This is a genomic window from Tenacibaculum sp. Cn5-46, assembly GCF_022347705.1.
In the GTDB taxonomy this organism is placed as follows: domain Bacteria; phylum Bacteroidota; class Bacteroidia; order Flavobacteriales; family Flavobacteriaceae; genus Polaribacter; species Polaribacter aiptasiae.
Genome location: NZ_JAKRGD010000003.1, coordinates 308,097 through 327,862, shown reverse-complemented (window position 1 = coordinate 327,862; position 19,766 = coordinate 308,097). Strand labels below are relative to the sequence as shown.

The window sequence follows — 19,766 nt, the reverse complement described above, 5'->3', positions numbered from 1 at the left end:
GATATAATGAGAATTATACCAGCGATAGATATTATAGAAGGAAAATGTGTTCGGCTTACTAAAGGTGATTATTCAACCAAAAAAATATATAACGAAAATCCATTAGAAGTAGCTAAAGAGTTTGAAGATAATGGAATAAAATATTTACACTTAGTAGATTTAGATGGAGCGAAATCAAAGCATATTGTAAACTATAAGGTATTAGAAGAAATAGCAACAAAGACTAATTTGAAGATAGATTTTGGAGGAGGTTTAAAGTCTGATGATGATCTACGTATTGCTTTTGAAAATGGAGCAAATCAAATAACAGGAGGAAGTATAGCAATTAAAAATCCAGATGTTTTTATAGGGTGGTTAACAAAGTATGGAAGCGAAAAAATTATTCTGGGAGCAGATTGTAAAAATAGAAAAATAGCAACACAGGGTTGGCTAGAAACTTCGGAGATAGATGTGATAGACTTTATAAAAGAATATGAAGAAATTGGAGTACAAAGTACTATCTGTACAGATGTAACTAAAGATGGTATGCTTCAAGGAGCCTCTGTAGATTTATATCTAGAGATTTTGAGTAAAAGTGCAGTAAATTTAATAGCAAGCGGAGGAGTTGCTACTATTGAAGATTTGGTAAGACTAAAAGAGATAGGTTGCGAAGGAGCTATTTTAGGAAAGGCTATTTATGAAAGAAAAATAAGTTTAAAAGAATTACAAGAGTTATGTTGAAAAAAAGAATAATTCCTTGCTTGGATATCAAAAATGGAAGAACAGTTAAAGGAGTTAATTTTATAGATATTAGAGATGCAGGAGATCCAATAGAACTTGCAAAAAAATATGTAGAAGAAGGAGCTGATGAATTGGTCTTTTTAGATATTACTGCAACTCTAGAGAATAGAAAAACTTTGGTAGAATTGGTGGAGAAAATAGCCAAAGAAATAAATATACCATTTACTGTAGGAGGAGGAATAAGTACAGTAGATGATGCATTAGCTTTGATTAAAGCAGGAGCAGATAAAATAAGCGTCAATTCATCGGTAGTGAAAAAACCTCAGTTAATAACTGATTTAAAGAATCGTTTTGGAAGTCAGTTTGTAGTAGTAGCTATAGACACTAAAAATGTAAATGATGAGTGGAAGGTATTTACCAAAGGAGGTACTTATGAAACAGATTTAAAAACAGTTAGTTGGGCAAAGGAAGTGGAGCGTTTAGGTGCTGGAGAAATTTTATTAACTTCTATGAATAGTGATGGTACTAAAGAGGGGTTTTCAATAGAAATTACAAACTTAGTAAGTAAAAAGGTTAACATACCAGTAATAGCATCAGGAGGAGCAGGGAAAGAAGAGCATTTTAAAGAAGTTTTTACAAAAACAGAAGCAAGTGCAGGGCTAGCAGCTAGTATTTTTCACTTTTCAGAAATACCAGTACCAAAACTTAAACAATATTTAAAAGAACAAAACATAGCAATACGATGAATATAGATTTTGCAAAGGGAAATGGATTGGTTCCAGTAATTATTCAAAATAACTTTACCTTACAGGTTTTGATGCTGGGATATATGAATGAAGCAGCTTTTTTAAAAACACAAAAAGAAAAAAGAGTTACATTTTATAGTAGAAGTAAGAATAGATTGTGGACAAAAGGAGAAGAATCAGGTAACTTTTTAGAAGTAAAAAGTATTCAACTTGATTGTGATGAAGATACTTTATTGATAAAAGCGGTTCCTCAAGGTCATACCTGTCATAAAGGAACAACATCGTGTTTTGCAGAAGAAACATCAAAAGGTTTTTTGTACGAGTTAGAAGAGACTATAAATAATAGAATAGATGATAATGTTGAAACATCTTATACTAATAAACTATATAAAAGAGGCATTAATAAAGTAGCACAAAAAGTAGGTGAAGAAGCTGTAGAATTAGTAATTGAAGCAAAAGACAATAATGAAGAATTGTTTAAAAATGAAGCAGCAGATTTATTATATCACTTTTTAATTTTATTAAAAGCTAAAGATTTAAGTTTGTCAGATATAGAAGAAACATTAAGTTCTAGAAATTCATAAATAAAAAGGTGAATATTTTTAATATTCACCTTTTTATTTAATATTCTACTGAAAGAGAAGTATCGTAGTATTTCTTTTTCCCTTTATAATATCCATAGTTAAAGACTAGAATTTTTTTATATTTTCCTTTGAAAACTTTTCTATAATAAGATAACTCTTGAATGTTTTTGGCATTGAAAAGAATTTGTTCTTTGTTATTGCTTACTTTACCGTAGATAGAAATTTGATACTTATTTTTTGATTCTGATTCTTTAAAACTTGTAGAATAGATGATTTTTGAAACCATAAAAGGTTGTTCTTTATTATCGTATTTATTTGGTGATTTAAAGAAAATATTGGCGTACTTGTTTTTAATATTCTTTAGTTTTAAATTCTCTTTTTGAGAAAAAGAAGAAATACTAAACCCTAAGAAAATGATAATTAACAATAAATTTTTCATAATTCTATGATTTAAATGTTATTAAATTTAGTTAAAATATTTTAAATGAGTGTTTTATGTGTTTTTGTTTGTTCAAACTTTAATACAATTTATACTTAACTAAGTTAATTGACTATTTTTGCAAAATGAATGAATTTCAACAGTTAAGAGATACACTAAATCAAAGTGTTTTAGAATCTAATTTTGTGAAGCTTACCTTAAGTAAGCCTATTAGAAAAAGTGATGGATTGCCAAATGTATATGTTAGATTGATAAAAATAAAAGGAACAGAAATGTTTCAATTTACTTATCATTATACAACTAATGATAAAGTAAAAAACTATACATTAAAAGAAGCAATATCAGAATTAGAAATCTTATTAATGGATAATTTTAGAGCAGCAACACTTTTTACATTGTCTAATGATTTGTTGGTGTTTATATCAAAAAAGAAAAAGGTGTCTTATAAATTAAATGGACCAAGTTTTAAAAATAAGTTGCCTGAAACACACGATAAACCAAAAGAACGATTAGCTGAAGCTGGAAGTTATTTGCAGTATTTAGGTATTACAGATAAGTCAGGTAAGGTTATTCATAAAATGGCAGATAAATACCGACAAATAAATAAGTATCTAGAAATTATAGAAGGATTGCTAAAATCAACAAAACTTCCAAAGAAAATCAATATTGTTGATATGGGATCTGGAAAAGGATATTTGACTTTTGCTTTGTATGATTATTTAGTAAATCAAAAAAAGTATAACGCTACAGTAACTGGTATTGAGTTAAGAAAGGAATTAGTTACCTATTGTAATGATGTTGCTAAGAAGTCTGAATTTAAAAATTTATCGTTTGTAGCACAGCCAATTCAAGAATACGATAATAATAAGATAGATATTTTGATAGCATTACATGCATGTGATACTGCAACTGACGATGCTATTTATAAAGGACTGTCTTCAAAAGCAGAGTTAATTATATGCGCTCCATGTTGTCATAAACAAATCCGTCAGCAAGTAAAAGGAAAAGAGCAAGAAAGTCCATTATTAAAGTATGGTATTTTTAAAGAACGTCAGTTTGAAATGGTAACAGATACTATAAGAGCACTTATTTTAGAAAAGAATAATTATAATACTAAAGTATTTGAGTTTATAAGTAATGAGCATACTCGTAAGAATGTAATGCTAGTTGGTACTAAATCCTCTAAAAAGAATGATGTTTCAAAAATTGAAGACAAAATCTCAAGTTTGAAAAATGCTTATTCAATAGAGAATCATTATTTAGAAACACTTATATAAATGTGTATATAAAAAAAACAAAAATCACCTTTTAAAGGTGATTTTTAGATTTTATAAGAATATTATATTTAAGCTTTAACCTGATTAATTAATTCTAAAGTAACATCAAATACACTCTTTTTATACATTTTACTTTTCAGCCAAGCATAAAAACTCATTACAAAAAGATCTTCATGTTTAGCGCCTATGAAGTCAAAAGAGTTTTCAACTTTGTTAAAGAAATCAGTAGAAGTAGCTGACTCTGGATTTTTATAAATCTTTTCAACCAAACCTAGGTAATTAATAACACGAAGTTGTCCAATATCTTTTAAATAATCGTAGTATTTTCTTTTAAAACTTAATAATCTGGATTCAAATAAGTCAATATTATTTAATTCTAAATGAAGTAAAATTTCAATAAGATTTTTTTTAATTGTCCATTCCATACTATTTTTCTCAATATACCAATTGTCGGAATGATAAAATTTAGAAAATAATTGTAGCGCTTTTTGTAGTTGATTATTTTGAAAGTAAAACATAATTAGACTTAAGCGGATATCTAACATAGTTTTTACATCAGTATTTTTTTTGTCAATTAGGTTTTCTAAAATATGTATAGCTTCTGCTTGTTTGTTCGTATAGTTTTTATTTAAGGCAAATAATAGCGAATAATTGTACTTAAAATAGTTGTAGTACTTTCTTTTACCTTGAAGCATATACTCATGCATTATATTGAGGTAATACATAGATTTGTCAAAGTTTTTATTCCTAAATAAGGTATTAGAAATTAAATATAGTACTCTAATATGATAGTAGAGTTGTTTTTCATTTTCCTTTTTCTTTTTAAGAGTTTCGTAAGTATCAATAAGAAAAGCTTCAACAGTGATAAAATCTTTACTTACAAAAGCTGAAATACTCGCAATCGTTATTAACTGATACAAAGATTTAAAAGACATACTATTGTTGATGCTAATATTATGTTCCTTGAAAATAGTATTGGTAATTTCTTGGAAACTTAAATGACTACCACCTTCGTAGTTCATTGTTTTTAGAGTTTGTCTAATTTTAGCGTATACAATGTTAAGCTCTTCTTCAAGAAAATGATTCTTTTGATTTTCTTTAAAGTCACTAACAATAGCATCTATGTTAGTATTAGGAATTGTATATGCATATTGAATTTTAGTATGGTATATTTCGCTAAGTATTGTAAAGAGTTGATATTCTTTAGCAATACTTTCAGCTTTATCTAAAATTTTATAAGCCGTTTTATAGTTTTTGTTTATTAAAAAGTCTCTAGCAGCAAGAATGTATTTTACAATTTGAATATCAATAGAGTTTTCGCCTTGTAATTTATTATTGGCTATAAAATCAATTAGAGAATCTATTAAACGTTGTTTTAGAGTATAATAAGCATCTCTTTTTTGACTTTTATATAAGTCATTACAAATAATAGAAATCGATGTTTCTCCCTTTGTTATAAGTTTAAATAGTTGAATGTTTTTTGCATCTTTTCGTTTATTCTTTTTCTCTAAGTAAAGTATAAACTTATGTTGCTCATCGGAAGATAAGGTAGAAATTATAGATTTTAAATCTATCATTATATCGTTGGTTATTTGTTTTTAAAATACAGTAAATATAGTTTATTTTTAGTTTTTGAGTTAAACTATATCGTTGGTTTTTTGAGTATTTTGTTTTTAAAAAAAATAATAGTCATTGCATTTTTGACCTGTAATTAAAAATGAAAATTATGAATAACCAAATAGAAACTTTTGAACATACTAAAGAGGTTAAAAATAAAAAGAATAAAACAGTTAAAGTTTTTGATCAAAAACCAACATCGGCATTTGTGGGAGCTTCATGGGGAGTATTAATAATAGGGATTTCAGCATATTGTATTGGACTATGGAATGCGGAGATGGAATTGAATGAGAAAGGGTATTATTTTACAGTATTGCTTTTTGCGTTATTCTCGGTTATCTCAATACAGAAAACAATTAGAGATAAATTAGAGGGAATACAAGTAACAGAGATTTATTACGGAATGAGTTGGTTTACCACTATAACATCTATTGTTTTGTTAGTAGTTGGACTTTGGAATGCAGATTTATTATTGAGTGAAAAAGGATTTTATGGTATGTCTTTTACATTAAGTCTTTTCGCTGCCATATCTGTACAAAAAAATACAAGGGATATTGCTTATATAAAGGAAAATGAAAGAGAAGAAGGGAATCATTAATTAAGAAAACTCGTATGTATGGTAATATGCATGCGAGTTTAATGTTTATTGTAGTTTATAGTTAATAGAGAAAATGAAATTCCTTTTGTTTGAATAAATTGAAAGTATAATTGTACTTTTATCTCTAGAAGGCAAGCAAATATGAAAACATCAAAACTATTAATAATTGGAGCGTTTTTTTCTATATACATTATATGGGGATCTACCTATTTATTTAATAAAATAGCAGTAACAGAAATTCCACCTTTATTTTTAGCAACCATACGTTTTTTAATGGCTGGTTTATTAATTATTTTGATAGCTAAGTTGCTGAAGATACCTACAAAATTATCAAAAAATCAGTTTGTTAATTCATTAATAGCGGCTTTTTTATTCTTGGTATATGGTAACGGTGTTTTTGTATGGGCGTTAAAATATGTTGATAGTGGTTTTGCAGCGTTGTTAGCTTCAACTCAGCCTTTATTTGTATTGTTTTTATTGCGTTTGATTGATGGGAAAAGAATGCAAAGAAAATCAATGATCGGTGTTCTGTTAGGAATGATAGGGATGTATTTATTGGTAAGTCAGGAAGAAATTTCAACTTCAGAAGGAAGTGTTTTAGGAATTTTTATGATGCTAACTTGTGTACTAAGTTGGAGTTATGGAAGTGTTTTTGTAGCTAAGGCCGATTTGCCTAAAAACTATTTAGTAAGTACAGGATATCAAATGTTATTTGCTGCTATAATGTTAGGAACAGCAAGTTTAATTTTTAAAGAAACATGGATCTCTCCATTTGAATGGTCATATAAAACTCAAATGTCAATGGTATTCTTAATTATTTTTGGAGGAATAGTTGCTTTTACTGCATTTAATTATTTACTAAAAATGGTATCTCCAGAAAAAGTAGCAACTTCGGCTTATGTAAATCCAGTAATAGCTTTGGTGTTAGGTTGGAGTTTGTTAGATGAAGAATTAACTCGTCAATCAATAATAGCTTCTGTAGTATTGTTAACTGGAGTATATTTTATTACTTCTAGGAAAAGAATAGCCAAAAATAAAGTTACCACCAAACCACAAAAAATTTAAAAAGTTCACCATTAGGTTTTTTAAGCCAGCATAACGGAGCGTTTTCTTCGTCTAAATAGATTTGAAGTTTAGAAGTAAAATCATCAAAATTTAGCCAGTTAATGTTAGTATGAGGTACTACTAACCAATTATGTTTGTTTGGAATATAAAACTTTGAATCTTTAAATTGCTCTAATTCATTAGCATGAATATAAAATCCAGCAATACATTCATTGTTTATAATTGGAAACTCATCTTTATTATAACTTTTTAAATGAGTGAATAATTGAGCTTTGAAATATATTTGTTGTTCAATTTCATGAGCAGATAAATTCAAATCTTGTAAATAAGTAGCACACTCTTTGGAATAGAGTAGGGGTAATTGTTTTTCTTTTAATTTAGTTAGTTTTTGATGAAGACTATCTCTTCTGTTAGGTCCAATCCAATGCTCAATTTCAGTATTTCCTACATTAGAATCATATAAATAGAATTTATAAATAATTTCTAAATGAATTGGTTTACCTTTTTTTAATAAGATACAATCTAATTCTCCTGTAGTACGCTTTTGATCTTGAATTTGTAAGTTTTCTGTAAGGATTTTTATGTTGTGATTTTGTTGTAAATAAAAAGAAACAAAACGTTCAACTAGTTTTCCTAAACGAAGTTTTTGAGTAATTTGAGAGTTGAAAGAAGTAGTTTTTGTATTTAGATTTTCAAACTGTATGAAATCAAAAACACCTTTTCCATACCATAGAAAAGGTGTTTCTAAAAATCCTTTATATTGTAATAATAGGTCTTTTGATTTTTTATCCATTAAAAGAGCTTATTCTTTAATACCCAATTTTTCTAAAACTAATTTAGTTATATCGTAACGTTTATCAATGTACCCAAATTGGTTGCCATTGGTTGTTAAAATTTGAGTATATCCGTTTGCTTTTGCAACTTCAGCTATAACTTCGCTTAATTTTTTATATAAAGGGCGCATGTTATCATCTCTTTGAAGTTGTAATAATTTAGCACCATTTTGTCTGAAATTTCCAATTTCTTGCTCTAAAGTAGCGATTTCTTGAACTTTAGTTTTTTTATCTTCTTCAGATAGTGTTTTTTCAGCGGTTTTATAAGCTTCGATTTTTGTTTGGTATTCTTTCGCTTTTAATTGAAAAGAAGAATCTAATTTTTTTCCATAATTTTCAACCCTACGAATAACATTTTTCATTTGTGGCATTTTACCAATAATATAGTCACTATTAACAGTACCTACTTTAGTTTGTGCATACGATAATGTTGTAAATAATGTTATTGTAAAGAGTATAAATTTAAATTTCATTGTTTTTTTAATTAATTTTCACAAATATATGAAAGAGAATAAATTGAAAAACTTAAAAGTAGTTAAATTTTATTTTCTATTTCTTGTATAATATGCTGTATATCATCTTGAAAATCGAACCAAATAATACTTTTGTCTTTTCTAAACCATGTACCTTGTCTTTTAGCAAAACGACGTGTATTTTTTTTAATTTCTTCTACAGCAAATTCTTTAGTGAAATTCCCATCAAAATATTCGAAAAGCTCTCTATATCCAACGGTTTGTAACGCGTTTAGCTTTTTATGAGGGTGCAGTTTTTTAGCTTCTTCCAATAAACCGTTGTTCATCATAATATCAACTCGTTGATTAATACGATTATACATAATTTCTCTATCAGCAGTTAATCCTATTTTGATTGATTGAAAATTACGTGGTGTTTTAGGTTTATTTTTAAAAGATGAATATGTTTTATTTGTGCCAATACAAATTTCTAAAGCTCTAATAAGTCTGTGAGGATTGTCTATGGCAATAGAATTATATGTTTCTGGATCTAAGTCTTTTAATTTACTTTGAAGATGTTCAATTCCTTTTTCTTCTAATTCTTTAGTAAGACTAACTCTAATAGCAGAATCTACATCAGGAAAATAATCTAAACCTTTTAAAGCTGCATCAACATATAAACCACTTCCACCTACCATAATTTGAATAGGATTTTTAAGAAACAATTCATCTAACTTAGTTAGAGCATCTTTTTCAAATTGTCCAACAGAATAATCTTCAAAAATACTTCTGTTTTGAATAAAATGATGTGTTGCAGAAGCCAGTTCTTCAGTGTCAGGAACTGCAGTTCCTATACTCATTTCTTTATAAAATTGACGAGAATCACATGAAATGATATCACAACCAAAATGTTGTGCTAGTTTTATACTTAGTGCAGTTTTTCCAATAGCTGTTGCACCAACAATGGTAATTAAAGTATTTTTCATTTAATCATGTAATTTACTTCCACAATGATTGCAGTAAGAGGCATCATCGTCATGTCCTTCATAAGAACAACTAGGACAAGATTGTGTGTTTAAGTTTATATCATTCACTTTAACCATTTCCGAACTAACTATACCCGTAGGAACAGCAATAATACCATAACCAAGAATCATAATAATACTAGCTATCAATTGACCAAAAGGTGTATGAGGAGCAATATCTCCATAACCAACAGTAGTAAGTGTTACAATGGCCCAATATACACTTCTAGGAATACTTGTAAAACCATTATCTCCTCCTTCAATCAAATACATCACAGTACCTAAAATGATACATAAAATTAAAACGAAAAATAAGAATACTGCTATTTTAGCTCTACTTGCTTTAAGTGCTTTCATAAAGTTATTAGATTCCCCAATGAAACGAGCAAGTTTTAAGATTCTAAAAACGCGTAGTAATCGTAATGCTCTCAAAGCAACTAAGCTATGTGTGCCAGTAAAGAAAATAGCTAAATATTTAGGTAATGTTGAAAGTAAATCAATAATACCATAAAAACTAAAAATATACTTCTGAGGTCTATTTATAGAAACAATACGAACTATATATTCAACAGAAAAAAGAATTGTAATCAACCACTCAGAAAGGTTTAAAATTACTCCATATTTCTCATTAATGCTATTAACACTTTCTAGCATAACTAACACAATACTAGCTATAATTGCAATTAATAATACGATGTCAAATAATTTTCCTGCAGGTGTATCCGCTTCATAAATTATTTCATGAAGTTTTTCTTTCCAATTTTTTGATTCGGTTTTCAAATGAAAAAAGTTGATTTAAGACAATATTACAAATTATTTTCTACTTGTAGTCTTACTATTTTAGGTACTTTGTTTTTAAGTAAGTAGTTTTTAATTATCGTTTTAGCTAACTGTTTGTCCTCAATAGGAGTCACCATAGATTTTAAAACAGTTAATTGATTTTCTTGAAAAGCCAAATTGGTAAAAGTATATCCAATTACTTGATTGTTTTCTACTAAAATAACACCATGTTCTTCAGGTATTCTCCCTTTATCTACAATTAAAAAATTATCGTGATTGAAATTTCTATCATTTACTTTTCTTCTACGAATAATATTAAACTTAGGTTTTAATTTAAGAAGTTCTGTATGATATTTCAAACGAGTAAGAAGAATGTTTCCAGTTTCTTCATAAGTTATCTCTACAACTCTCTTTTGTACTTTTTGAGCTTTAGGTGTTTCTTTTAAAAAGAGTTTATTTACTTCCTGTTTTATGTTTTTTCCTCGACCAATATATATGATTTTACCTTCTTCATTATGAACATAAAATACTCCTTGCTTTTCTGGAAGTTTATCTAGTATTTTTAAGAAACGTTGCTTTTCGTGTCGGTTATCAGTATATTTTATAGACTGTTGAATAATTTCCTTATCAACATCTTTTTCTAATAGTAGTTTGAAAAGCTGCACAGTAGCCAAAGCATCACCATTAGCTCTGTGTCTATCAGACATTGGTATCCCAACAAATCTACATAGTTTACCTAAACTATGAGATGGCGCTTCTGAAATTAATTTTTTGCTAAGTGAAACAGTGCATAGGGTATTACGTTGGTAATTAAACCCCAAACGATCAAATTCTGTACGTAATATTCGGTAATCAAAACTAGCGTTATGGGCAATGATAATGCAACCTTCAGTTATTTCAATAATTCGTTTAGCTACTTCATAAAACTTAGGTGCATTACGAAGCATTTTATTGTTAATACCAGTTAGTTTAACAACAAATTCTTGAATTTCTCTTTCAGGATTTACTAAACTTACAAATTGATCTACAATTTGATGTCCATCAAATTTATGAATAGCAATTTCAGTAATGCCTTCTTCGTTAAATTTACCTCCTGTCGTTTCAATGTCTAAAATTGCGTACAATTCTTTTTCTCTTTTTAGCTGATTAATGTAAATTTAAACAATATAATTTCTAACTCCAAAAATAGAACTACCAATTCTAACCATATTACTTCCATTTTCAATAGCCAATTGATAGTCACCACTCATTCCCATTGAAAGTGTGTTTAGATTAGAGTATTTTTCCTGATTTTTCTTGAAGAAATTAGCTAATGATGAAAATTCTTCTTGAAGTTGTTGCTGATCATTAGTAAATGTAGCCATTCCCATTAAACCAACAATATTTATGTGTTCTAGTTCAGATAGCTCTTCTGAAGATAATATTTCTTCAATATCAGAAAATAATAATCCAAATTTAGTGTCTTCTTTAGCTATACGAGCTTGTAAAAGACAATTGATAACTCTATCGTGTTTTTTAGCTTGTTTATTAATTTCTTTCAAGGTTTTAAAGCTATCTACACCATGAATTAAATCAACAAAATGAGCCATGTACTTAACCTTGTTTCGTTGTAAATGACCTATCATGTGCCATTTAATATCTTTAGGTAAGTTATCGTACTTATTAACCATTTCTTGTATTTTGTTTTCACCAAATACACGTTGACCAGCCTCATAAGCTTCTTGAATGTCAGTTATAGGCTTTGTTTTAGAAACAGCAACTAAGGTTACGTTTTCTGGTATACTATTTTTTATTTTTTGAAGATTTTCTTTAATTCCAGTAATCATATTAGAATTCATAAATAGTTAAGGCACTTCTTAATTTTGGTTCAATGTAGGTAGTTTTTGGAGGCATTAATTTTCCTGAATCTACAATGCTTTTTAGTTCTTCAATAGTGGTTGGTAACATTCCAAAAGAAATTTTAAAATCGCCACTATCAACTTTTGTTTTTAATTCTAAACTATCTGATTTATCTTGCGAATAGATAATTTTTGATGCATTTCTAATATCATTAATACCTAAAATTGGTTTTAGGACTGTTGTATAAAGAATTTGTGCATCTAGTCGACTTAAAGAATCGGTAAATTCATATGCAGATTTTCTAAGGTATAATGCATAAAATTCGCCATTTAAATACATGCTAAAGTGATGTTTCTCTTTAGGTCTGTACAATTCTTGACCTCTATTTTCAATTCTGAAAAAAGTATCTAATTCAATTAAAAATTCATCAGGAGTTAAACCATTTAAGTCTTTTATAAAACGATTGAACTCATAAATACTTAATTGGCTTTCTGGTAGTAAGTAACTCATAAATGAGTTGTATTTTTCTTTACCAGTATGATCTGGATTCTCTTTGGCTAAATTTTTAGCAAGTAAACAAGAAGAAGTAGATCTATGATGCCCATCTGCTATATATAAAGTATCTACATTGTCAAATGCTTTTGTTATTTGCTTAATATCATTTTTATCATTTACAATCCATAATAAATGATGATCCTTGTCGGTAGTTGAAAATTCATATTCAGCTCTTTCAGCCTGATATTTTTTAATGATAGATTCAATAACATCATTATCAGGGTAGGTAAGGAGTACAGGTTCTGAGTTGAATCCTGTATTCTTTAAATAGTTTTCAAAAAGTAATTCTCGTTCTCTAAGAGTTCCTTCGTGTTTTTTTATAACATCATTATGATAATCTTCAACAGAGGTTGCAGCTATAATTCCACAAAAAGAATTTGTAGGAGTTGTTTTTTGATAGATATAAAAAGCAGGTGCTTCGTCTTGAGTGAAAATTTTATCTTCTTTAAATTCTAAATAACGATTGTGTACCAATTTAAAGCGTTGTTCTCCACTAATATCTTCTTTATGATATTTATATCCAGGATTAATTACATGTAGAAAAGAATAAGGGTTAAACGCTAATTTAGCTTTTAACATTTCTGAAGTATAAATTTCATATGATTTAGATGAAACCATAGCTACTTTATCACGAGTAGCTCTTACTGCTTTAAAAGGTTTTACAATTGCCATAAATTATTCAGAAAGTAATTTAATAATTTGGTTTGCTAATTCAACTCCTGTTCTTTCTTCAACTTCTAGAGTTAAAGAACCTATATGTGGAGTTAATGAAATTTCAGGATTCATTAATAATTGAATTGCAGGAGTAGGTTCGTTATCAAATACATCTAATCCAGCATACTTTACTTTACCACTTTCAATAGCGTTTACTAAAGCAACTTCATTAATAAGATTTCCTTGTGAAGTATTAATAATTCCTACACCATCTTTCATATTGTTAAACTGAGTTTCTTCAAGAATATAATCTTCTTGGTTAGAAAGATGTAAGGTGATAAAGTCGGCTTCTTTGATAACTTCATCAAAAGAAGTAGTTTCTATTTCAATATTTGCTGATTGTCCATTGAAAAAAGGAATATTAATTGTAGCTCTTTCTACATTTGAATCTGTTGCTATTACGTTCATACCAACTCCCAAAGCTATTTTAGCTACGGCTTGTCCAATGCTATCGAAACCAATAATACCAATTGTTTTACCTCTTAACTCAGTACCTTTTGCATACTGTTTTTTTAAGGTGTTAAAACGAGAATCACCTTCTAAAGGCATATCTCTATTTGATTGGTGTAAAAAACGAGTAATTCCGAAAAGATGTGCAAAAACTAATTCTCCAATTGCGTTTGAAATTGCAGAGGGAGTGTTTATTACATGAACACCATTATCTACCGCATAATCAGCATCAATATTATCCATAATAACACCTGCACAACCAATTAATTTAATACTTGGACATGCTTCAATTAATTCTTGACGAACTTGTGTATTATTCTTAACAATAATAGCATCAATATTATTGTCGTTTATATAGTTTTCCAACTGATTTTGAGCAACCTTTGTGCTGATTACTTCAAATCCTTTACTTTCTAAAATTTCTATTCCGTTTTTAGAAATTCCGTCATTTGCTAATATCTTCATCTTAAATCTATATTGTTATTACGAGAAATAGTTTAACCTAATTCTTCCAATAACTTTTTATGCTGTTCTTTCTAGTTCTTGCATTACATCTACCAAAGCTTGCACACTATATAAGGGTAATGCATTGTACATACTTGCTCTATATCCACCAACACTTCTATGACCATTTAAACCATTTATATTAGCTTCATGCCACATAGTGTTGAATTTTTCTGTTAATTTTTCATCAGCTAGAGTAAAAGTAGCGTTCATGTGACTTCTGTCTTCTTTTGCTACATTACCATTAAATAAAGGATTGCGATCAATCTCATTATATAAAAGTGCTGATTTTTGCTGATTTACTTTTTCAATAAATTCTATTCCTCCTAAATCTTTTAACCACTCTAATGTTAACATAGAAGTATATACTGCAAATACAGGTGGTGTATTAAACATACTTTCTTTATCAATAAATACTTGGTAGTTTAACATTGAAGGAATAATTCTTTCTACTTTTCCTAATATCTCTTCCTTTACAACAACTAATGTAGTACCCGCTGGCCCCATATTTTTTTGTGCTCCTGCATAGATTAAATCAAATTTTGAAAAATCTAATTGACGTGAAAAAATATCTGAACTCATATCACAAACTAAAGGAACATTAGTTTCAGGAAAACTTTTCATTTGCGTTCCGTAAATAGTATTGTTACTAGTACAGTGAAAATAATCTACATCGGTAGGAATTGTATAATTTTTAGGAATATAATTAAAGTTTTCATCCTTTGAAGAGGCTACTTCAACTAGTTCTCCAAATAACTTTGCTTCTTTAATTGCTTTAGAACTCCAAGTTCCTGTATTTAAATAGGCAGCTTTTTTATTTAGTAAATTATAAGCTGTCATTAAAAACTGATTACTGGCACCTCCTTGTAAGAATAAAGCTTTGTATCCTTTATTTTCAAGGCCTAATAATTCTAAAACTAAACTTCTTGCATTTTCAATAACATCAACAAAAGGTTTGCTTCTATGCGATATTTCAATTAATGATAAATTATCGTTATTAAAATTTATAACCGCTTCAGAAGCTTTTTTTAAAACTTCTTCTGGTAAAATACATGGTCCTGCGCTAAAGTTATGCTTTTTCATTTTGTAGTTGTGTTTGTTAATAGCAAAGGTGCAAATTTATAGAGTTTAATCTTTAAATTTTTGCTAAAAATTCAAGAGTATTTATACCATCCGCATAATCCCATAATTGAGGGTGTTGTGTTTGGCCAAATGCAATTTCATTATCAATAAAATTGTTAGCAACTACACACTGAATTTGATCTTTATCTTCCCAAAGTTTGATTTTTAAATTATCAGCATTTTCATAATATTCATAAAAAACTGAAGCAATAGGAGAGGCATAGCTTTGATCTTCTTTAATCATAAGAAACCCATTTTCTAAAATATCAAATTCACTCATTAAATATACCGCTTTGTTATAATCGTAGTTATTAGCATATTTAACATTGTTGATGATTTCATGTTTATTGTACATTCCTTTAAAAAAAGAATCAAAGTCATAATTTTTAGGAACAAATAATTTAGAAACTGAACGACACCCTAATCCAAAATAACGGAAAACATCCTCACTTAATTTTTCAAAATCTTCCTTGGTTTCATTTCCTGTTAAAATAGCAACCGAGTTTCTGTTTTTTCTGATAATACTTGGTTTGTCTTTAAAATAGTATTCAAAATAACGAGCAGTATTGTTGCTTCCTGTTGCTATTACAGCATCAAAATCAGTTAGTTTTTGTTCGGTAAAAGTAATTTTACCTTTAAATTCTGGTTCAACAAATTCTAAATATTTAGCTAAAAAAGGTAATAAATGCTTATCGTTAGAAGATTGTTTTACTAAAACAGAATGTCCAGCTATTAAAACAGATAAGAAGTCATGAAATCCAACTAAAGGAATATTCCCAGCCATAATAATAGCAACTTGTTTAGTTTCATTATGACCTAAATTTTCATTAGAAATCCATTTTTGTATAGAAGTTTCAGTTAATGCCTTAGACCAATTTTCGGTAGCGAATAATAATTGATCTTTCGTAAACCAAGTATTATTTTCTCCAGAAATTTTTAATTGATGTTTAAAACCATCAAAAAAAATGTCGTTAAATTCAACTGTATCTTTTTGTGCTACATTCTTTTGAGTGAATTGACTTAAAAATTCTCCTAATTTTACAAAAGCAGCGATTCTATTTTGGATTGTATCCATTTATTTTGTTTCTAAATTAATTTGGAACTATTTTTGCGCTTGCAAAGTTACAAAAACTGAAACAGATTAATTATGGCAATTATAATAACTGATGAATGCATAAATTGTGGTGCATGTGAACCAGAATGTCCAAATACAGCTATCTATGAAGGAGCTGAAGATTGGAAGTATGCAGACGGTACTGATTTGGAAGGAGATATAGTGTTACCTAATGGTAAAAATGCTAATGCAGATGAAGAACAAGAACCTATATCTGATGAAATTTATTATATCGTAGCTGATAAATGTACAGAATGTAAAGGGTTTCATGAAGAGCCTCAGTGTGCTGCAGTTTGTCCTGTAGATTGTTGTGTGCCTGATGATGATAATGTTGAAACTGAAGAAGAATTATTAGCAAAACAAAGTTTTATGCATAATGAATAGATAATTTATTATCCATCTAATAATAGAAAACACCCAAACTAATTAGTTTGGGTGTTTTTCATTACATATAATAACACAAGTAAATGAGAAGTGGGGATTATAATTTAAAACCTAATCTTGCAAAAAAGTAAGCTCCATCTGAGCCCATTTGCACAGAGTCTGCTAAACCTCCTTGGTCAGTCCATCCATCAAATTGTGGAGTAGGGTATACGTTAAAAATATTATTACCTCCAATGGTAAATTTTAACTTATCTGTAAAAGCGTAACTAAAACTTAAATCGGTTGTAATAGCTGATTCATAAGTATCTACTGAACCTTTTGCAGGATCTAATAAAGCAGCAACGTCTGCTTGTGATTTTGGGGGAGTATCTACCCATTGGAAATCATATAATTGTACTTCACTAAATTTTGTAAAAGTTAAATTAGTATCGAATTTTTTATAGGAGTATCCTAAGTTTAAATTAAATTTATGATCTGGAGCTGAAGCTCTTAAATAAGCTTGAGAGAAAGGACTAAAGAACGTTAGTTCAGCTTCTTCAGCGCTTAACCCCAAGGTTGTTTGTAAAGTTGTAGGAGTATTTATGCTTTTGATTTTTGTATCGTTGAAGTTTCCTACTAAACCAATGTTAATTTTATGATCATTAAAGCTCTTTTTATAGTTTAAAACAATATCTAATCCTTGTGTTTTTGTATCAACACCATTTGCAAAGAATTGAGCAGCATCAACACCTAAGTTTAAACTTGAAGCATCAAAATTATCAGTTAAAATAATTCTATCGTCTACAGTAATAGAATAAGCATCAATAGTAGCAGTAAATCCACCAATTTTATATGTGAAACCTAAACTTGTGTTAAAAGCTTTTTCTTCTTTTAATTGTTGAATACCAAAAGCTCTTGTAACAGTACTATTATTAGCAGACAATAAAGATGGTAAAGATTGTCCATTAACAATATTTGTAAACTTTAAGTTGTAATATAATTGAGCTAATGAAGGAGCTCTAAATCCTGATGAAATAGATCCTCTGAAAGTTAAGTTTTCACTTGCTTTAAATCTAGAAGCCAGTTTAAAATTGAAAGTGCTTCCAAAGTCACTATAGTCTTCATATCTAAGAGCAGCTCCTACTAAAAACTTTTCTGAAAAATTAAATTCAGAGTCGAAGTACATACCTACATTACTTCTAGACCTGTCAATTTCATTATCTGGACTATACCCTGGGAATCCTTGAGAACCTCCTGGTAAATCGTTTCCATTACTATCAGTAGCAACAGTTTGAGTAGCAGGATTTGTGATTAAAACACCGTTGTTGTCATAAAGTCCGTAAGAAGCCTCTTCACCTGAAAATATAATAAAGTTTTCAGTTCTATATTCGATACCAAAAGCAAGATTGATACCGCTTAAAGTATTTTCTAAGTATTTAGTAAAATTAATACCTGTGGTATTTTGTGATAAACTATGACCTCCGGCATCAAAATCTGTTGGAGAAGCATCTTTTAAAGAAGCATTATTTGAATCTTTTATAAAGTAATGAAATTTATTTTCTCCATAGGTATTATTAAAATCGACCTCCCATCCGTTGTTCAATTTATGCTTAATACCCGCAGAAATAGAAATATCTGTAATATTAGAAGTAATTCTAGGAGTAAATCCGTTAGGATATAGACTAGGAACAGATCTATTATCTCCATCAGCAAAACTACTTCTAGAAAAAGCATAAGCATCAGTATCTCTAAAGTTTCTGCCTCCAAAAGCATAAACTTCTGTATTGTCATTAATAGGTAAACTAGAATTTACCATGAAGTTAAACCCATCAATAGCTGCGCTACCATATCCTTTTCTCCAAGAAAATCCAGGCCTCAAGGTTCTATCTTTTGACAACAATTCAGTAGTAAAGTTAACAAAACCACCTCTGTCATTTAATTTAGCTCCATAATTTAAGTCAAATTTAAAGGTACCTCCATCAAAACTTTTATCTTTTCCGTCTAATCTGTTTTTACCATTTACATTGTATAAAGTTTCTCCTGTTGCAGCTTCCCAACCACTACCAACGTTTGTACTGTATACTCCATATCCGAAACTTCCAGTTACTCCGTCTGTGTTGTCCTTTAAAACAATATTGATAACTCCAGCAATAGCATCTGAACCGTACTGAGCAGAAGCACCGTCACGTAATACTTCAATTCGTTTTATTGCAGCCGCAGGAATAGCATTTAAATCTGTTCCAGAGTTTCCACGTCCTCTTGTACCGAAAATATTTACTAATGATGATTGATGACGTCTTTTTCCGTTAATAAGAACTAATGTCTGATCAGGTCCTAAACCACGTAATGATGCTGGAACTATATGGTCAGCTCCATCTGAACCAGATTGTTTAGTAGCGTTAAAAGAGGGAGCTGCGAATTGTAAAATGTCATTTACTTCAACCTTACCATTTTTAGTAGCTAGATCTTGTACGTCAATAATATCTACAGGTACAGGTGTATCAACAGCAGTTCTTTTAGCATTTCTTGACCCTACTATGATTACTTCATCCAATTGTAATCCTTCATTTAAAGTAATATTAAAACTAGTTTCTCCATTTACAGGGACTTCTTTGGTTTCAAAACCAGAAAAACTAATAATTAATATTGCTCCGTCTTTAACTGTTAAGCTAAAATTTCCATCTAAATCTGAACTGGTTCCGTTAGGAGTTCCTTTTTCTAAAATATTTGCTCCAGGCAATGGATTGTTATTAGTATCTTTTATTGTCCCAGTTATTTTTGTTTGAGCCCAAGTGACACTAGTAAATAGTATTGTGAAAATTAGTAATGTAATTTTTTTCATGAATATATGATTGATTAATAGAAAAAACGTTAGTTGTTTAAGAAGTTTATTCTTAATTGAGTTATACGTTATACTATTAATAAGTGAAGAATATTTTTTTATACTCTTTTTTTATGAAAAAAATATT

The 19,766-nt window shown here is 28.9% G+C and carries 20 protein-coding genes; 7 read left to right on the top strand and 13 right to left on the bottom strand.

Annotated elements, in window-relative coordinates; genetic code table 11:
- Positions 1 to 6 precede the first annotated feature (6 nt).
- The 3 genes from hisA to hisIE are packed head-to-tail and all read left to right on the top strand — an operon-like array spanning position 7 to position 2,050.
- Positions 7 to 720 (top strand): 1-(5-phosphoribosyl)-5-[(5-phosphoribosylamino)methylideneamino]imidazole-4-carboxamide isomerase, encoded by a 714-nt coding sequence (gene hisA / locus MHN29_RS08180; RefSeq protein WP_235274022.1) that lies wholly within the window; start codon positions 7 to 9, stop codon positions 718 to 720.
- Positions 714 to 1,466 carry an imidazole glycerol phosphate synthase subunit HisF gene (gene hisF, locus MHN29_RS08175; protein ID WP_235274021.1) on the top strand — a complete coding sequence of 251 codons (753 nt, stop codon included), beginning with the start codon at positions 714 to 716 and terminating at the stop codon, positions 1,464 to 1,466. Before hisA ends, hisF begins: the two co-directional genes overlap by 7 nt.
- A complete protein-coding gene (hisIE, locus tag MHN29_RS08170; RefSeq protein WP_235274020.1) occupies positions 1,463 to 2,050 on the top strand; it encodes a bifunctional phosphoribosyl-AMP cyclohydrolase/phosphoribosyl-ATP diphosphatase HisIE in 588 nt (195 codons plus the stop codon). Before hisF ends, hisIE begins: the two co-directional genes overlap by 4 nt.
- A 37-nt stretch (positions 2,051 to 2,087) precedes the next feature.
- Here the strand turns inward: hisIE and MHN29_RS08165 are convergent, their stop codons facing one another.
- Entirely contained in the window at positions 2,088 to 2,489 is a 402-nt protein-coding gene (locus tag MHN29_RS08165; protein ID WP_235274019.1) for a hypothetical protein, read from the bottom strand.
- 125 nt (positions 2,490 to 2,614) lie between these two features.
- On the opposite strand from MHN29_RS08165, the gene MHN29_RS08160 reads away from it, so the two are divergent.
- On the top strand, positions 2,615 to 3,766 hold the full coding sequence (locus MHN29_RS08160; RefSeq protein ID WP_235274018.1) for an SAM-dependent methyltransferase: 1,152 nt from the start codon (positions 2,615 to 2,617) through the stop codon (positions 3,764 to 3,766).
- Between the two features lie 68 nt (positions 3,767 to 3,834).
- On the opposite strand, the gene MHN29_RS08155 is transcribed toward MHN29_RS08160, so the two are convergent.
- Entirely contained in the window at positions 3,835 to 5,343 is a 1,509-nt protein-coding gene (locus MHN29_RS08155; protein WP_235274017.1) for a hypothetical protein, read from the bottom strand.
- Between the two features lie 149 nt (positions 5,344 to 5,492).
- Here MHN29_RS08155 and yiaA point away from each other — a divergent pair, with 149 nt between their 5' ends.
- Together yiaA and MHN29_RS08145 are read left to right on the top strand one after the other, a co-directional pair.
- Positions 5,493 to 5,981: an inner membrane protein YiaA gene (gene yiaA / locus MHN29_RS08150; RefSeq protein ID WP_235274016.1), complete on the top strand. Its 489-nt coding sequence runs from the start codon at positions 5,493 to 5,495 to the stop codon at positions 5,979 to 5,981.
- A gap of 141 nt (positions 5,982 to 6,122) precedes the next feature.
- On the top strand, positions 6,123 to 7,046 hold the full coding sequence (locus MHN29_RS08145) for an EamA family transporter (RefSeq protein ID WP_235274015.1): 924 nt from the start codon (positions 6,123 to 6,125) through the stop codon (positions 7,044 to 7,046).
- On the opposite strand, the gene MHN29_RS08140 is transcribed toward MHN29_RS08145, so the two are convergent.
- The 10 genes from MHN29_RS08140 to MHN29_RS08095 all read right to left on the bottom strand — a co-directional run bounded on the left by MHN29_RS08140 (position 7,021) and on the right by MHN29_RS08095 (position 16,395).
- Positions 7,021 to 7,839 (bottom strand): DUF1853 family protein, encoded by an 819-nt coding sequence (locus MHN29_RS08140; protein WP_235274014.1) that lies wholly within the window; start codon positions 7,837 to 7,839, stop codon positions 7,021 to 7,023. The two genes, MHN29_RS08145 and MHN29_RS08140, sit on opposite strands and share 26 nt — an antisense overlap.
- Before the next feature lie 9 nt (positions 7,840 to 7,848).
- Positions 7,849 to 8,352: an OmpH family outer membrane protein gene (locus MHN29_RS08135; protein WP_235274013.1), complete on the bottom strand. Its 504-nt coding sequence runs from the start codon at positions 8,350 to 8,352 to the stop codon at positions 7,849 to 7,851.
- Between the two features lie 62 nt (positions 8,353 to 8,414).
- A complete protein-coding gene (miaA, locus tag MHN29_RS08130) occupies positions 8,415 to 9,317 on the bottom strand; it encodes a tRNA (adenosine(37)-N6)-dimethylallyltransferase MiaA (RefSeq protein WP_235274012.1) in 903 nt (300 codons plus the stop codon).
- The gene (locus MHN29_RS08125; protein WP_235274011.1) at positions 9,318 to 10,136 is read right to left on the bottom strand and encodes an ion transporter; all 819 of its coding nucleotides are present in this window, start codon (positions 10,134 to 10,136) and stop codon (positions 9,318 to 9,320) included. It lies immediately after the preceding gene.
- Between the two features lie 26 nt (positions 10,137 to 10,162).
- Positions 10,163 to 11,260: an exonuclease domain-containing protein gene (locus MHN29_RS08120; RefSeq protein ID WP_235274010.1), complete on the bottom strand. Its 1,098-nt coding sequence runs from the start codon at positions 11,258 to 11,260 to the stop codon at positions 10,163 to 10,165.
- Positions 11,261 to 11,293: 33 nt separating this feature from the next.
- On the bottom strand, positions 11,294 to 11,974 hold the full coding sequence (locus MHN29_RS08115) for a YggS family pyridoxal phosphate-dependent enzyme (RefSeq protein WP_235274009.1): 681 nt from the start codon (positions 11,972 to 11,974) through the stop codon (positions 11,294 to 11,296).
- On the bottom strand, positions 11,964 to 13,202 hold the full coding sequence (locus tag MHN29_RS08110) for a DUF1015 domain-containing protein (RefSeq protein ID WP_235274008.1): 1,239 nt from the start codon (positions 13,200 to 13,202) through the stop codon (positions 11,964 to 11,966). The genes MHN29_RS08115 and MHN29_RS08110 overlap by 11 nt, the downstream gene beginning before the upstream one ends.
- A 3-nt stretch (positions 13,203 to 13,205) precedes the next feature.
- Positions 13,206 to 14,159, bottom strand: coding sequence for a D-2-hydroxyacid dehydrogenase (locus MHN29_RS08105; protein ID WP_235274007.1), 954 nt, complete (start codon positions 14,157 to 14,159; stop codon positions 13,206 to 13,208).
- 57 nt (positions 14,160 to 14,216) lie between these two features.
- On the bottom strand, positions 14,217 to 15,281 hold the full coding sequence (gene serC / locus MHN29_RS08100; protein ID WP_235274006.1) for a 3-phosphoserine/phosphohydroxythreonine transaminase: 1,065 nt from the start codon (positions 15,279 to 15,281) through the stop codon (positions 14,217 to 14,219).
- 52 nt (positions 15,282 to 15,333) lie between these two features.
- The gene (locus tag MHN29_RS08095; RefSeq protein ID WP_235274005.1) at positions 15,334 to 16,395 is read right to left on the bottom strand and encodes an acyl-CoA reductase; all 1,062 of its coding nucleotides are present in this window, start codon (positions 16,393 to 16,395) and stop codon (positions 15,334 to 15,336) included.
- Positions 16,396 to 16,467: 72 nt separating this feature from the next.
- On the opposite strand from MHN29_RS08095, the gene MHN29_RS08090 reads away from it, so the two are divergent.
- On the top strand, positions 16,468 to 16,818 hold the full coding sequence (locus MHN29_RS08090; protein ID WP_150899158.1) for a 4Fe-4S dicluster domain-containing protein: 351 nt from the start codon (positions 16,468 to 16,470) through the stop codon (positions 16,816 to 16,818).
- 97 nt (positions 16,819 to 16,915) lie between these two features.
- Here MHN29_RS08090 and MHN29_RS08085 read toward each other — a convergent pair whose 3' ends face one another.
- Positions 16,916 to 19,639, bottom strand: a complete 2,724-nt coding sequence (locus tag MHN29_RS08085; RefSeq protein ID WP_235274004.1) for a TonB-dependent receptor — start codon at positions 19,637 to 19,639, stop codon at positions 16,916 to 16,918.
- Between the last annotated feature and the right edge of the window lie 127 nt (positions 19,640 to 19,766).